The organism is Oceanobacillus jeddahensis (genome assembly GCF_000750635.1).
GTDB classification, from domain to species: domain Bacteria; phylum Bacillota; class Bacilli; order Bacillales; family Amphibacillaceae; genus Oceanobacillus; species Oceanobacillus jeddahense.
Map to the genome: position 1 here is coordinate 312,926 of NZ_CCDM010000001.1, position 16,006 is coordinate 328,931.

The 16,006-nt window shown below is 34.9% G+C and carries 14 protein-coding genes; 13 read left to right on the plus strand and 1 reads right to left on the minus strand.

Going from position 1 to position 16,006, the window contains the following annotated elements:
• Positions 1-202: 202 nt before the first annotated feature.
• Positions 203-1,057: a MurR/RpiR family transcriptional regulator gene (locus BN986_RS01460; protein WP_040977872.1), complete on the minus strand. Its 855-nt coding sequence runs from the start codon at positions 1,055-1,057 to the stop codon at positions 203-205.
• 209 nt (positions 1,058-1,266) lie between these two features.
• On the opposite strand from BN986_RS01460, the gene BN986_RS01465 reads away from it, so the two are divergent.
• The 13 genes from BN986_RS01465 to BN986_RS01525 all read left to right on the plus strand — a co-directional run bounded on the left by BN986_RS01465 (position 1,267) and on the right by BN986_RS01525 (position 15,880).
• The gene (locus tag BN986_RS01465; RefSeq protein ID WP_040977873.1) at positions 1,267-2,394 is read left to right on the plus strand and encodes a tyramine oxidase subunit B; all 1,128 of its coding nucleotides are present in this window, start codon (positions 1,267-1,269) and stop codon (positions 2,392-2,394) included.
• A 274-nt stretch (positions 2,395-2,668) separates the two neighbouring features.
• On the plus strand, positions 2,669-4,000 hold the full coding sequence (locus tag BN986_RS01470; RefSeq protein ID WP_244444921.1) for a TRAP transporter large permease subunit: 1,332 nt from the start codon (positions 2,669-2,671) through the stop codon (positions 3,998-4,000).
• A gap of 10 nt (positions 4,001-4,010) precedes the next feature.
• Positions 4,011-4,229, plus strand: coding sequence for a hypothetical protein (locus BN986_RS01475; RefSeq protein ID WP_040977875.1), 219 nt, complete (start codon positions 4,011-4,013; stop codon positions 4,227-4,229).
• Between the two features lie 61 nt (positions 4,230-4,290).
• Entirely contained in the window at positions 4,291-4,965 is a 675-nt protein-coding gene (locus BN986_RS01480) for a FadR/GntR family transcriptional regulator (protein ID WP_040977876.1), read from the plus strand.
• Between the two features lie 3 nt (positions 4,966-4,968).
• Positions 4,969-5,889 (plus strand): HpcH/HpaI aldolase/citrate lyase family protein, encoded by a 921-nt coding sequence (locus BN986_RS01485; protein WP_040977877.1) that lies wholly within the window; start codon positions 4,969-4,971, stop codon positions 5,887-5,889.
• Positions 5,873-7,093 (plus strand): CaiB/BaiF CoA transferase family protein, encoded by a 1,221-nt coding sequence (locus BN986_RS01490; RefSeq protein ID WP_040977878.1) that lies wholly within the window; start codon positions 5,873-5,875, stop codon positions 7,091-7,093. The genes BN986_RS01485 and BN986_RS01490 overlap by 17 nt, the downstream gene beginning before the upstream one ends.
• Positions 7,094-7,294: 201 nt before the next feature.
• A complete protein-coding gene (locus BN986_RS01495; protein ID WP_040977879.1) occupies positions 7,295-9,061 on the plus strand; it encodes a sigma-54-dependent Fis family transcriptional regulator in 1,767 nt (588 codons plus the stop codon).
• Between the two features lie 277 nt (positions 9,062-9,338).
• Positions 9,339-10,211 (plus strand): 4-hydroxy-tetrahydrodipicolinate synthase, encoded by an 873-nt coding sequence (gene dapA / locus BN986_RS01500; RefSeq protein ID WP_040977880.1) that lies wholly within the window; start codon positions 9,339-9,341, stop codon positions 10,209-10,211.
• Positions 10,212-10,237: 26 nt separating this feature from the next.
• On the plus strand, positions 10,238-11,407 hold the full coding sequence (locus BN986_RS01505; RefSeq protein WP_040977881.1) for an iron-containing alcohol dehydrogenase: 1,170 nt from the start codon (positions 10,238-10,240) through the stop codon (positions 11,405-11,407).
• A gap of 13 nt (positions 11,408-11,420) precedes the next feature.
• Positions 11,421-12,710: a four-carbon acid sugar kinase family protein gene (locus BN986_RS01510; RefSeq protein WP_040977882.1), complete on the plus strand. Its 1,290-nt coding sequence runs from the start codon at positions 11,421-11,423 to the stop codon at positions 12,708-12,710.
• Positions 12,711-12,727: 17 nt separating this feature from the next.
• On the plus strand, positions 12,728-13,720 hold the full coding sequence (gene pdxA / locus BN986_RS01515) for a 4-hydroxythreonine-4-phosphate dehydrogenase PdxA (protein WP_040977883.1): 993 nt from the start codon (positions 12,728-12,730) through the stop codon (positions 13,718-13,720).
• Positions 13,721-13,740: 20 nt separating this feature from the next.
• Complete coding sequence (locus BN986_RS01520; RefSeq protein ID WP_040977884.1) at positions 13,741-14,841, plus strand: sialidase family protein; 1,101 nt, start codon at positions 13,741-13,743, stop codon at positions 14,839-14,841.
• 19 nt (positions 14,842-14,860) lie between these two features.
• Positions 14,861-15,880 carry a TRAP transporter substrate-binding protein gene (locus tag BN986_RS01525; RefSeq protein WP_040977885.1) on the plus strand — a complete coding sequence of 340 codons (1,020 nt, stop codon included), beginning with the start codon at positions 14,861-14,863 and terminating at the stop codon, positions 15,878-15,880.
• Positions 15,881-16,006 lie beyond the last annotated feature (126 nt).

The following is a 16,006-nucleotide window of genomic DNA, read 5'->3' on the forward strand; positions in this document are numbered from 1 at the left end:
AAAATACCCTCCCAATTATTGTAAACGTCATCAATTTTGAAAAAAGATAGCGTTTTCATATTTAAAAGAAAGTATAGCATTCATTTTGGATAAATCAAACCTTTTTTATTTAATTTTGGTATTAAAATTCCTAATCGAGCAAAAAGAATGGCATGAACATTGGTACATGCCATTAAAATTAATATAAAAAAGTTTTTAATAATTACGTTTTTGTTATATTTTGTTGAGCTAATAGTTGTCCAATTTCATCCAGTTTTGCAGCACTATCCTCGTTTATAGTTATTCCTAATAAAACCGTTATGGTCTCAACCAAGGAAATAGCGGGAACTAGTGTATAATGGTCTTCCGATCGGAATAGAAATACCGTTACACTTGCATAAGGAATCATTGAATTTTCCTCACTATCCGTAATCAATACAATTTTCATCTTTTTTTCGGCACAGTATTTTGCAACATCATACGTCAGTTGCGTATACGGAGATAATGCTACCAAAACAACGATCTCATCGTCGTTAAAATGATGCATTCGGTCAAAAATATAATGAGGTTCATAGCTTAGTTGATTGCATTTTGGATAAAATTGATTAATTGAGTTTTCTAGATATAATGCAACCGACCGGGCAGATCTTAACCCAAATATATTGATTCTAGATGCATTTATCATGAGATCCACTGTAGCTAAAACACTTTGTACAAAATCATCATTCATTGTATAGCTTTGTAAAAAATTAATTTTATCCCAAGTTGTTTTTATAATTTCACTGCTTGATTTTTTATTTTTTTTACTATCATTAAAATCCCACCACTTGGGTGTTTTTGAATCAATCACTGCTTTGTGTAAGTCTTTTTTGAAATCATTCAGCGTTTTATAGCCTAAGTTATTGATGGTTCGTAAAATAGTCGTCGTGCCGACATCTGCTTTAGAAGATAATTCGCCGATGGAGTCTAAACCAATCGTTCTGTAATGCTCAAGAACAAATTCACAAAACTTTTTCTGCTTTTTGGGCAGACTTTCTTTTTGGTTTATAATTTTTTTTAAAACACTTTGTTTATCCATTTAGAAGCCTCCTATGTAGTAATTGGTTTTTTTAAAAAAGGAATTATAGTTCCTTTTTAAATAAATAAAGGTTTACTTAAACCTTTTTGAGTGATATATTATTACCTAATATTACAAGTAAAAGTTATTTATTTTTATTGAAAGCGTTTTCTGTTTTGGTGTTGTAAGTTTATAAGGTTTATTATAACAAATATTGGGAGGGAATCTATATGTCTAGCAAGGTTGAATTATTATATCTTACAGAAGAAGAGATGATTGATGCGGGCGTACTGGATATGAAGGAATGTATTAACACCATTGAAAAGATGTTTAAGCTGATGGGAAAAGGAGACTATCTCTTAGGTGGTCCAAACCGGAATGATCATGGATTAATGCTGTGGTTTAACAAGGAAGAACCTTTTGAAAATATGCCTAAAGCAGGGCCTGATAGGCGTTTTATGTCATTGATTTCTTATTTAGGCGGGGAGTTTGATGTGGTAGGGAACAAGTGGTACGGTTCAAACATAGAAAATCTAAACAAAGGCCTACCTAGATCTATTCATACGTTTACCCTAAATGATAAAGATACAGGAGCACCTCTTTCTATAATGGCAGGTAATTTAGTAAGTTCTACCAGAACAGGCGCAGTCCCGGCAGTATTCAGTAAATATCTGGCACGAAAGGAAGCTAAAGTGCTTGGTGCTGTAGGCGGCGGGGCTATTAACCAATCCTGCATTACTGCTATTGCAACAACCATTGATTCCATTGATAAAATTGTTTTATATGATATCAATGTGGAAAAGGGAGAGCAAATTGCAAATCGTTTAAGTGAACAACTGCATGTAGATGTAGAAGTCGTAGATGATATAAATGCCTGCACAAATCAAGCGGATATTTTGACTGTTGCTACTTCCGGAAAAACAAAACCATTTATCAAAGAAGAACATATTAAAGAGGGAGCTCTCATTTTACTAACCGGTGCTGCTGAATTTGAAGAATCTACTTTAAGAAAGCATCGGATTGTATCGGATTTATGGTCGATGCATGAAAAATGGTTAGAGGATGGGTTAAGCCATCCAGAAGGCATATCCAGCATACTTGATTGGACCATGTCAGGTCAGCTGTTAAATCTTATTCATACCAAGCAATATGATAATAAAATAGATGATATTGGTGACATTATCATTGATAAGGAGAATGGTAGAACATCTGAAGACGAAACCATTATTTGTATGATGGGAGGGCTCCCGACCGAAGATCTAGCTTGGGGCTATCAAGTTTATCAGAACGCGCTTCAACGTAATATTGGAACGAAACTTCCTTTATGGAATGAATCTTATTTGACTCGTGAGAGCTAGGTTGTTTTATTATGAATTACTCTATTCAACTATAGTTGCAGAAATAAAAATGTATCAATACGTAAAAAAAAGTAAGTGATGACAATCTTCAAGCTGTCACCACTTACTTTTTTATAACCTGATTATATTTATTTTCAGCTAATGCTTAATGGTTCATATATAAATATACATTGACTTCAGGAATGAGATATTATATAATTCTGTCAACTAACTGGATAATCCAGTTTACCAAAAGGGGGTTGGATTGAAATTGGGGATTTCTATATGGGCACTGTTGGTTTACATTTTAATCATTATAGCTTGGGTAGTAATTGTTAAAAGAAACATAGGGGAAGCAATGATCTTAGGATATTTTGTTACCGCTTTATTTGGTGGAACAGACGCTTTCAAGTTATTATGGGATGGTTTTATTTTTGGAGCGACTCATGAAGTACTCTTTGCGGCGATGTTTTTTGTATTAATGGCCTATCTAATTGAAAAAACAAAGCTAATTAATAAGCTAATTAATATTTTAAATGCTATGGTGGGGAGGCTTCCGGGAGGGCCAGCTTATGTTGATACGATTGCATCAGCTATTTTCGGCATGATATCTGGTTCAGGGTCTGGTAATACAGCAACTGTAGGAGCTATTACAATACCTTGGATGAATAAAACTGGATGGAAGAAAGAAACATCAGCAACAATAGCAGCAGGAAATGCTGGGATGGGAATATCTTTTCCTCCAAATAGTTCCATGTTCATCTTACTTGGGGCTGCACCTGTTAGCGCCTTAGTTACGGAAGGGAATTTGTATGTCGCTTTGTTTGTAGCAGGTATTTACACGTTAATATATCGACTTATCATTGTTTGGTGGTTTACGAAACGAGACAAGGTAAAAGCAATTCCGAGTGAAAATTTGGATAGTTTTGTAATCGCATTCAAAAAAGGATGGCAGTCATTATTGATATTTATAGGGATTATCGTCCCAGTTCTTATTACAATTGGTCCACTTTCGGAATCTTTAGCACAACTAAATCGAATTGGTGAGGATGCTATTGGTTCTATTTCTATTATAATTTGGGTGCCGGTTTTAATCAGTATCATAACTATTCTTGTTAGCTGGGACACGATTCCCAAAACATTTGGAGAATGGTTTTCATTTCTTGAAGGATCTACCAAGAGTTTTAGTGTGATTGGGGTTATCTTGCTTTTTTCATTTTCTGCAAGCGAAATTTTAAAGCAGCTTCAATTACCAGAAGAACTAGGCGTTTTAATGAGTTCAATGGATTTAGGACCTTGGGTTGTGGCACTACTTGTAGGGATTTTAATCATTATTGTGGCGACTCCACTTACGGCTACTGCAACGGTGACAGCTATAGGTACAGTGGCATTTAGTACACTTGTAGCAGCCGGTATTGATCCAGTAGTTGCTGCGGTAGCAATTTTAATATTCTCTTCTACAGAAGGAGCGTCTCCGCCAGGGGGAGCACCTATTTTCATTGCGAGTGGAATAGCACGTGCAGATCCGATAAAAACGTTCGTTCCATTGATTTGCTATTATGTAATCCCGATAGGTTTACTGGGGTGGTTAGTTGCTACAGGATTGCTACCAATAATGCTATTTTAGGAGGAATATAATGCAGAGAATCATAAAAAAATTGTTTATACTTAGTATCATTGGGTTTGCTATAGTTGGTTTTTTATTAGTACTTGGACAAATAGCAGGTCTTGTTATTATGAATGGTACGATGATTATTAAAAGTAGTGAATACTTATCTACGATTGCTTATCTGTTAAGTGCAGTTGCAGCAATTTTAGGATTCATATTACATTATATGAAAGTTAAGGAAGAGTAACAAGTTCTTCTATAGTTTTGCTATAATTAAAGTATCTGATGCTTAGGGGGATACTTTAATTATGAAAATTGAATATAAAAGACTATATGAACAAGTTATTATGATCATAAAAAATAAAATAGATAATGGCGATTTTAACATTGGAGAAAAATTACCTTCTGAAAGAGAACTGGTAAAGGATCTGGGTGTATCTAGAGGAACCCTGCGAGATGCCTTTCGAGTGTTAGAATCACAAGGCATCATAGAGACAAAGCCAGGAGGGGGTAGAATTTTAAAGGAGCCTATTGAACAGCAATTAATTGTTGGTCAAAAGCTTGTCGACGAAATGAAAAGAGCTGCTATTCTTGAGTTAATTGAAGCTAGAGAAATTGTAGAAAAAGGAATCATTGATTTAGTTTGTAAAAATGCGAAAGATAGTGATCTAGAAGAATTGCAACAATTACTTGAAAAGTCGAAAGAAAATACTGTAGAAGCTGAACAAAATAATGATTTTATCTTCCATTATTCTTTAGCTAAATATAGTAATAATCAAGTGTTGATCCAATTTATGGAGTTAAATTTAAATATAATTAATGATGCTCGTGATTATAATTTTTCCAAGGATAATCATATTAAAGCTGCTCATCAGGAGCATATAGCTATCTTAACTGCTTTATTAAATCGGGATGCAGAAGGAGCAAAAAAAGCGATGGAGGACCATTTTATAAACATAAAGAAACGAATGGGTGATAATTAAAACATGAGTAATGAAAATATGATCGTACGTTCCAGGTTAGTAATTCCTATCAATGTGAATAAGTTTGTTCAGAAAGCGGATAAGAGAAATGCAGATGTCATTGTTTTAGATTTAGAAGATAGTATTCCATATGAAGAGAAAGAATATGCACGTACGTTAATTCCTGACGCAGTACAAACAATATCTTCATCAATCACACCAATTTATATACGTGTTAATTCCGAAGAGGACTTTCTTTATAAAGATATAGAGAAATCTGTTCGAGAAGGAGTAAGTGGCATTGTAGTTCCTAAAGTAGAATCTGGACATGAGATTGAAAAGATAGATCAATGGATTACAGAGCTTGAAAAAAAAGCAAATTTAGCAGTTGGACAATTTAAAATAAGCATTTTAATAGAAACAGCTAAAGGATTTTTAGATGTAGTTGATATTCTCAAAGCTTCGAAAAGAATAGATACGGTTTCAATTGGTATGGAAGACTTAGCATCTGATTTGGGTATTATATTGAACCAGCAAACGGTGGCTTCTTTAAATTATTTTAGGTTAAAATTAATTACAGTTGCAAGGGCCTACCATGTTATACCTCTAGGGTTAATGGGAAGTTTAGCAAATTACACAGATTTAGATAGCTATAGAAAATATGCAAGAGAGGCATTTGAATTAGGATTCCGAGGCTCAAGCTGCATACATCCTAGCCAAGTAGAAATATTAAATAAGTCATTTAAATACAATGAAGAAGAAATCAATCAGGCTAGAAAAATTGTAAATGTATTTAATAATGCATTGGATCAAGGCAGGGCTTCAGCTTCATATGATGGAAAAATGATTGATTACCCGCATTATAAGAAGTATCAGCAGATAATAGATGAGTATGAAAGAGTCGAAAAATATGAACGCTTAAAGGGAAATGAAGGAAGGTGTTAATGAAATGAATAATTCGCCATTAAAAGGAATTAGAGTTTTGGATATATCTACAATGTTGGCGGCTCCTTGGGCTGCTACCCACCTTGCTGATTTTGGAGCAGAGGTGATAAAAGTAGAGCATCCTATATATGGAGATCATGCTAGAAGATACGGAAAACAAAAGGGCAATGTTCCATTACTATGGAAATCATTAAGCAGAAATAAAAAAAGTATTACGCTAAATTTAAGTAATGAGATGGGACAGAAAATCATTAAAGATCAAATTAAACATTTTGATGTTATTATTGAGAATTTTCGACCTGGAACACTAGAAAGATGGGGAATTGATTATGATACGTTATCTGAAATTAATCCGAAGGTAATCATGTTGCGAACTTCTGGCTTTGGTCAAGATGGTCCTTATGCGAATCGAAGAGGGTTTGGTACGGTAGCAGAAGGGATGAGTGGATTTACATCAGTAAATGGTGACGAAACTGGTCCACCCACTTTACCAGGTATGCCTTTAGCTGATGGAGTAAGTGGTGTGTTTGGAGCGCTATCTATTATGATTGCACTTTATGAGCGCTCTCAAAACGAATCATTTCAAGGGCAATGTATTGATATATCGCTGTATGAACCATTGATGAGGTTTTTGGAACCGCAATTAATTGCATATGATCAATTAGGCGAAGTTGCTGAAAGAATGGGCAATGGTAGTTTACAGACTGCCCCTAGAAATGCATATGAAACAAAAGATAAAAAGTGGATAGCTCTTTCGGCAAGTGCCCAATCTATTGCTGAAAACCTTTTTAATGCAATTGGAAGACCAGATTTAATAAAAGATGCACGTTTTGCAACAAACAAGGATCGTCTAAAAAATGTAGATGAACTAGATCAAATTATTGGCGAATGGATTCGTGAAAGAAATATGGATGACGCGGTCAATACGCTTAATGAGAGTGGAGCAGTAGTTGGACCAATGTACGATGTAAAGCAAATATATGAAGACCCGCATTATATCGAACGTGAGTCGTTTGTTAATATTGTTGATGAAGATCTTGGAAATATGAAGCTTCCTAATGTTTTTGCAAAATTTTCGAGAACTCCTGGAGAGGTGAAGACTACAGGGCCACAAAAAGGTGAGCATAATGAGGAAATTTTCCAAAATCTATTTGGTTTTTCTGCTGAGGAACTGGCAGAGTTAAAAAAGAAAGAAATTATTTAATCATAGGATGGCATAAAAAATATAAATACTTTGAAAGTGTATATGTATCACATTAGCCCTATCTCGAATGATGAGTAGGGCAATTTTTGTGTTTCTTCTTTGCCATGAAGATCTACGTTTTTAATGTATTATAATACCTGACATCGATAAGATTTGTTATAATAAAAATAAGTGTTTAAATTCGCAACAGGTGGTGATGAAATGAAAGTTGTAGCAATAGCTCCGTATAATGGATTAAAAGAAGTCATTCAGTCTGTGAAAAATAAAGTAAATCATATAGATATGGATATAGAAATTGGAGATTTAGAAGAAGGTGTAAAACGGGCTAAAGAAGCAGAAGCGAAGGGAGCAGATATTATCATCAGTCGTGGTGGAACTGCTCGATTGATACAAAAAAATGTAAAGATACCTGTCATTGAAATAGAAGTGTCTGCTTATGATTTGCTACGCGTTTTCACATTAATCAAAGATAGTGCGGAAAAAAAGGCAATTGTAGGTTTTGGAAATGTTATTGAAAGTGCAAAAACCATATCCAATTTAATTGATATGGAAATCTCTGCTTATACAATTGAACAGGAAAAAGATGTTGTGCCTAAATTAAAGGAATTACAAAGAAATGGGTATCAAATTATTGTAGGAGATACCATTACAGTGCATTATGCGGAAGCTCTGGGGTTAAACGGACTGCTTCTGACATCTGGAAGAGAGAGTGTACATAAGGCGCTGGAAGATGCTGTTAAATTTGAAAAGATATATGTCCCTAAAAAAAATAAGCAACTTCTTCCTAAAGCGCTGCTGGACCAGCATAAGAAGGCTTTTCTTATAATAGATAGGGATAGAGAGGTCATTTACCGAAATAAACAAGCTCAACATATTAAAGATGCGATAAATGACAGTGATTTGAAAAGATGGATACATGAATTGACAACACATAAAGAGCTCAAGACGTTACTGGAATATAATGACGAGGTATTAGGATTAGAAGGTTATTTTCTATCTTTTGATCATTCGGAATTAATCTGTTTAGAAATTACAATAGAAGATAAGCAGGCATTCCCTCCAATAAATGGATTAAAGATCATCAACACAGCCAGCGATAACCCTTTACAAACGCTGAATTGGTTTACTGCTAATAATAATATAATGAAAGATGTTATCGCTAAAGCTAAGACCTTTACATTAAAAGATGAGAATGTCTTAATCCATGGAGAAGTTGGAACAGGAAAAGAGAGACTTGCCAGTTTAATGCATATCGGGAGTAATCGATCTTCTTATCCTTTACTTGTAGTAGACTGTGAAGTTATAGAATCCGATGGCTGGAATCAAATATTTGGTGATTCAGGAATTATTTTTAATCATTTAAGTGGAACCGTTTATCTGAAGAAAATAGATAAATTATCACCTGATAATCAAAAGCAGTTATTAGTATTTATGGAAAGAGATATCCCTAAGCCCCGCTTTATTTCTTCGTCAACCGAAACCATGGAACAACAAATTGAGACCGAAAAGTTTTTGTATGAATTGTATTTAGTATTAAGTCCATTAAAGATTCAAATTCCGCCGTTACGGGATAGGGAAGAGGATTTTGAGACATTGGTTAAGCTTTTTATTAATAAATTTAATTATGAATATGGAAGAGAAATAGCGGGAATTCGCCCTGCAGCATTGGAATTATTACAGAAGAAAGCATGGCTTCAGAATATAGACGAGCTGATACAATTTATGAAAGAAGTGATTTTAATTGCGAAAGGGCCGTTTATTAATGTGGAGGATGTTCAGAATATAGAAGAAAAACATGCGTTAAAGTTCCCTGTTATAACGGATTTCCCTATGGATAAATCTTTGAAAGAGATCGAATTAGCGATTATAAAAAAAGTTTTTAAAGAAGAAAATGAGAATCATTCACAAACCGCGAAAAGACTGGGTATTAATCGATCAACGTTATGGCGTAAATTGAAAGATAAATAGCTTCTTAAAAAGCATAAATGGACACAAAATAAATACTTTGAATGAAATGAGTATGGTGACGAGGAGAATCATGCTCATTTTTTGTGCTTGCAAAGGATAGAATCTCCTGTACAAGAATGCGAAACTTCGTGTAATAGAATCTCATCTTTATTATTTATGTTTAAAATTAAAACAATAAAATATTCGGTTGCAATTTAAAACTTATTATAATATAATCTCAATAAGAAAACGCTTTAACAATAAAATATGTTGCAAAAGTAAACAAAGGAGGTATTCGATGTTTTCAGGAGTAATACCAGCAATGGTAACGCCGTTAAACCATAAACAACAAGTAAATGAGGCTGTGATCCCGGCTTTAGTAGATAATTTAATTGCCGCAGGTGTAGATGGATTATTTATTTTAGGAACAAATGGTGAATTTCATTTACTTAGCCAGGATGAAAAAGTAAATGTTACTAAAAAAGTAGTTAGTGAAGTCAATCAAAGAGTCCCTGTCATTGTAGGGGTTGGAGGAAATAGTACAAAAGAAGTGATAGAACTTTCTAAAGAGGTAGAAAGTGTCGGAGCCGATGCGTTATCCGTAATTACGCCATTTTTTGTTATTCCTGATCAGGACGAGATGATTGACCATTATAGGTCGATTGCCCAAAATACAAATCTTCCGGTTATGTTATACAATATTCCGTCTAAAACAGGAGTTAATTTAGATAAAAAAGTTGTTACAGAGCTGGCAAAGGTAAAGAACATTGTTGGTATCAAGGACAGCAGTGGAGATTTGGAGAATATAAAAGGTTACATAGAGGCTTCAAAAAATGAGGAATTTCATGTTATTTGCGGTACAGATTCTCTTATTTTAGATGCTTTGGAAGCTGGAGCAACTGGAGCAGTAGCAGCAACAGCGAATGTGGTTCCGAAAATAGTGAATGCTATCTATGAAAATTGGAAAAATGGAAAAATAAATGAAGCAAGCGAACAACAAAACAGATTAAGTGAGCTAAGAGAATCGTTTCAATACGGAACGCTGCCATCCGTGTTAAAAAAGTTAGTAGAACTGTCAGGTGCACCGGTAGGACCACCAAGGTTGCCTGTAAAAGAAGTGTCCAGTGAAGTGGAAAACAAGCTTAAAAAAATAGTAGCTTCTTATAAGTAACTAGGAAAGGAGAGAAAAAACAAATAATGGGTAGTTTATATCAATTTCAAACCGCAAATCATATTATTTCTGGAAAAGATTCTATAAAACAAATAAGTGACCATTTAAACATACTAAATATTGAAATCAGAAATATTTTGATGATAGCTCAACCATCTATGATCAAGCATGGATTTGTTGATCATATACAACAACAATTAGAAAAAGAAAACATTAAAGCAGATATTAATACGGATATTCTTCCTGAACCGACTGCAAACAATATTAATGAGGTGTTCCAAAGTATCTCAGCGAATGAATACGATGCCCTTATAGGAATCGGTGGTGGGAGTGTCTTAGATGCTACAAAAATCTTATCGATTATGTTCACAAACGCAGGGTCGATAGAAGATAAACTGGGAACGGATTTGGTTAAGAATAAAGGTATTCCGACCGTGTTAATACCTTCCACCGCTGGAACAGGTTCTGAAGTAACTCCTAATGCTATCGTTACCTTGCCGGATGAAGAATTGAAAATTGGCATGGTAAGCAAATACTTACTGCCGAATCTTGTGATTTTAGATCCTGTATTAACGCTTAGTTTGCCTAAACATATTACAGCTGCCACAGGAATGGATGCATTTACACATGCTTTCGAATCTTTTATTTCCAATAAGGCAAATTTGATTAGTGATATGTTTGCGTTAGAATCCATCAGGTTGATTTCTGACAGTATTGTAGAAGCGTATGAAAATGGGTCGAATATCGAAGCGAGAGAAAAAATGCTTGTTGGATCTATGTATGGAGGAATGGCATTAACAAGTGCTGGTACAGCAGCTGTACATGCATTGGCATACCCTTTAGGCGGCAAATTTAATATTTCTCATGGTGTTGCCAATTCGATGTTACTTCCACATGTGACAGAATTTAATTTGGATTCAATAAGAAATAAAATGCATGCTGTAGCGGATGCAATGAAGATGGATACTGCTAATTTAAGTGAAGACGAAGTAGCTAGAGCTGTAATCGATAAAATCCGTGAATGGACAGAAGTATTAGAGATTCCTCAAAATTTAAAATCATATGGTGTTTCAGAGTCTCATTTAAAAGAAATATCAATTGCTGCTTCTAAAGTGACACGCCTGTTAAATAACAATCCTAAAGAAATGAGTTTACGTGATATCGAAGAAGTTTACAGAAAGTTATTAGAGGAGTAGAGATGGTCATTTGATGAAAATTGCCATTATAGCAGATGACTTAACAGGAGCATGTGACACAGGAGTTCAATTAGTGAACTTTGATTTAGAAGTAGCCGTTGCCATTCAAAGTAAGAAAAAATTACAAGCAGACGCCATTATTTATAATACAGATAGCAGATCTATGGAAAAGCAAGAAGCATATTTAAAAGTGAAAGAAATATCCCAAGAAATCAAAAAAGAATCATTTGATATCATCTATAAAAAAATAGATTCGACCATGCGGGGGAATATAGGCAGTGAATTAAATGCTTTATACGATGAATTTATGCCTGATTTTATATTTATCACTCCAGCTCATCCAGGCAATGGAAGAATTGTACAGGACGGGGTGCATTATCTGCACGGAAAAGAATTAAGTAAAACAGAAGCAGCTAAAGATCCTAAAACTCCTGTAAATGAGTCGAATATCGCTAATATTATTCAGCGTGATGCGGAAAAAACAGTAAAGCATTTAAATTATAAAGATTTAAGAAAAGGATATAAATCTCTTTTGAAATTATTAGAGGATTGGAAAAAACAAGGGATTCATTATATTACAATGGATGCCATTTTAGAAGAAGATTTTAAAACTATTATACAACTTTTTCAATCAGAATTTTCCGTTATATTATGTGGTTCTGCAGGGTTGATGAACTATATACCTGATAATTTGGGATACAAACTTAAAAAAAGAAAAAATGAACTATCCTATGATGATTCCCCGGCTTTATTCGTTGTAGGCAGTATAAGTGAAATGGGGAGAAAACAGTTAAATCATTTGATAGAGAATACAAATGTCCTAAAAGTTGAACTAGACGCAGTGGAAGTTATTAAAGGAGGCATAAAAAAGGATATTGAAATTGAAAAAATGTCTGCTGATATAAAAACAGCTGTCAAAGAAGGTAAAAGTGTTGTATGTTATTCATCTGATAATGTAGAGGAGACCAAAGCAATAGGAGAAGAGCAGGGCATTTCAGCCATTGATATTAGTAATATCATTTCAGAAGAGTTGGGAAATCTTTCTGTCTCAGCAATAAAGGAGAATAATATTAAAAATTTGTTTTTAACTGGTGGTGATACAGCACAACAGGTTTTCGCCAAATTAGGTGTGCAAAGCTATCAATTACTTGGTGAGTTAGAATTAGGAGTGCCTATAGGGAAAATAGATGATGTTTGTATGTTGAACACCATTACCAAAGCAGGAAATTTTGGCACAGTAGAGGTAATGACGAAAGCATTTCAACTTTTCCAAAGAGAGGAAAAGAAAGCAGAAAACAGGTAGAAAGGTGATGTGATGTGATGCTTCCATCTATTGGAATTACCATGGGAGATGCTACAGGAGTAGGTCCGGAAATTATTGTAAAGGCATTAGCAGATTCTGATTTATATAATATTTGTCGTCCGATGGTTATAGGTGATGCAAAGATCTTAGAAAGAGCAGTGAAAGTTACAGGTTCTGATGTAAAAGTGAATGCTGTGAAAGACGTGGATGAAGCGATATATGTACATGGTACAATTGATTGCTTAGATTTAGATTTATTGTCAAAAGATATCCCCTTTGGTGAAATTTCACCATCTGCTGGGAACGCAGCATTTCAATTTATTAAGAAAGCGGTCGACTTGGCAAAAGAAAATAAAATACAAGCTATCTGTACAGCTCCGTTGAATAAGGAAGCACTTGCTAAAGGAGGGCATTCTTATCCTGGACATACGGAGATATTAGCGGAATTAACGGAAACGCGTGATTACTCAATGATGCTGAGTGCGCCAAATTTAAAAGTGATGCATTTAACAACGCATGTTGGTTTAAAAGAAGCCATTAATACGATCACATCCGAGCGAACAAAGACCATTATTCACCTGGCGGATCAAACGTTAAAGCGGGCAGGATATAAAGAACCAAGAATCGCAGTTTGTGGTATTAACCCTCACGCAGGAGAAAATGGGATATTCGGTGAAGGGGAAGAGGAAGAAAAATTAGTCCCTGCTATTCAAAAAGCGCAGTTAGAAGAAATCAATGTGACAGGTCCCTATCCAGCTGATACCTTGTTTTTCCGCGCTTATCGAGGAGACTTTGATCTTGTAATCGCATGTTATCACGATCAGGGGCATATTCCGATTAAACTATTAGGGATCGACGAAGGAGTAAATATAACGGTAGGTTTAAATTATGGAGTTATTCGTACTTCGGTAGATCATGGTACAGCTTTTGATATAGCAGGAAAGAATTTGGCGGATAGCAGAAGTATGGTTGCAGCCTTAAAATCTGCAGTTGAACTGGCTCCAAAATAATACAAAAGGAGAAGGTATAAATGACGAAATTGAAAGCGTTTGATTTTGAAGCAGATATTCCAACCTTGCATCCTCATAATCATGCATCAAATCTGCATCAACTAGATAATGGAGATTTGCTATGTGTGTGGTTTAGCGGATCCAGGGAAGGGAAGCCAGATATTTCGATTGTATGTTCCAGACTGAAAAAAGGAGAACAAAATTGGAGTGTACCTGTTGTTTTATCTGATGATGCAGAACGATCGGAGCAGAATCCCATTCTCTTTAAAAATACCAATGGAGAATTGTGGTTAATCTATACTGCCCAAAACAATGTACATCAAGAATCATCGGTTGTTCGTTATAGAGTATCTAAGAATGAAGGGCATACATGGAGTGACATTAAAACATTATTTGACAAACCAGGGACATTTGTAAGAAATCAGCCCGTTATTTTAGAAGATAATGTGATCGTACTACCTGCTTATTATAGCTTAAAGTCCAGTAAAGGTTTTTTAGGAAATGATTTTAGTGTTGTGAAAATATCGAAGGACCATGGGAGAACATGGGAGGAATATGAAGTACAAGACAGTAAAGGTTTAGTTCATATGTCCATCGTTCAGGGTACGGACGGAAATTTAATAGGCTTTTTTAGAAGTAGAAAATCTGATTATATTTACAGGACAACATCTGCAGATGGCGGGAAAAGCTGGTCAACACCTGAGCCGACGGAGCTGATGAATAATAATGCTTCTGTTCAAGCTACGAAGTTACGTAATGGAAACCTGGCCATCGTGTTTGATGATGTAAACGCTGAGATTGCTCCTCCGGCTGAGAACAGGCCACCATGGTTTGATAAGAGTGATATGGATAAAGTAGGTGTTGATAAAAATATTGTAAAGCAGGAGTCTATCTGGGGAGTGGAAAGAAACCCATTATCTATCGCTATTTCTGAGGATGATGGACAAACATGGAAATATAAAAAGGACATCATGGTTCAAGAAGATGTGTCAGAGGAGAAACCGGAATTTTCTTATCCGTCTATTAAGCAGTTAAGTAACGGAGAAATTCATATTACATTTACCTTTTTAAGACAGAATATAAAGCATGTTGTGATTACAGAAGAAGCAGTTAAAAATTAATTTTTTAGGAGGAGAACATATGACTTTTCGGAAAAAAAGCATAGGTTTCATTTTTGGTTTATTCATTTTGTTAATAGTAACAACTGCTTGTGGAAACGGCAATGATTCAGAAGCAAATGGTGAAGGAGACACTGTAGAGTTAGTAGCAGCTACAATTAATCCCAGTGACTCCTTATTGGGAGAAGCGCTGATTGCATTTGCAGAAGAAATAGAAAATCAAAGTGATGGTGAAATAGAAGTAACCGTGCATACAGATGGGACTTTAGGAAATGCTTCTAGTTTATATCAATCTGTTATTTCAGGAGATATTGATTTTATTTACTCTGACAAAGGATGGTTTGCTGAGCATCAACCAGTGTTTAATGCATTAGATGGTTATTATTTATTTGAGGATCAAGAACAGTTTGAGTCGATTGTAAATTCTGAAGATGACTTAGCTTATTTTGAAGATTTATTAATAGAAAGTCCTGGACTAAAGAACTTAATGTATATTGGAGGGATAGAAAGAAATATCATGAGTACATTCCCGATTGAAACAGTTGAAGATTTACAAGGGAGAGAAATGCGAAGTGGAACAGGGGCTACAGAATTAGCATGGTGGGAACAATTAGGAGCTAGTCCAGTAAGTGTTGATTTAGACGAAGTGTACTCAGCATTACAAACAGGTGTTGCAGAAGGAACGCAAAATAGCTTGGATTCAATGATTCATAATCGGTTTGCAGAAGTTGGAGACTATGTTGCAAGAACACAACATGATTTAACACTGGGTTTCGTGGTAATGAATAATGATCGTTATGAGCAATTAAGTGACGAACATAAAGAAGCAATCGCAGATGCTGCTGACATTGTACAACCAGAATATATCGAAAAGGCATTTGAACAAGCTGAAGAGGATATGCGAGTGTTAGAAGAAGACTTTGGAATTACATTTACAGATGTAGAGGTGGATGAATTTATCGAATTATCCAGAGAACAACTTTTAGATTTAGCAAAGGAATATGATGCTGAGGAAGTTTTTGAAGATATTTTTGACTTATAAATAAAAATATACTTTTGAAGTTAGCAAATCTTTATGGTGTCACGAAACACTATTTTGCTGAAATCATAACTGAATTTCAGCAAAATAGTGTTTCAAATATAGAGATAAACGCTATCCATGTACTTG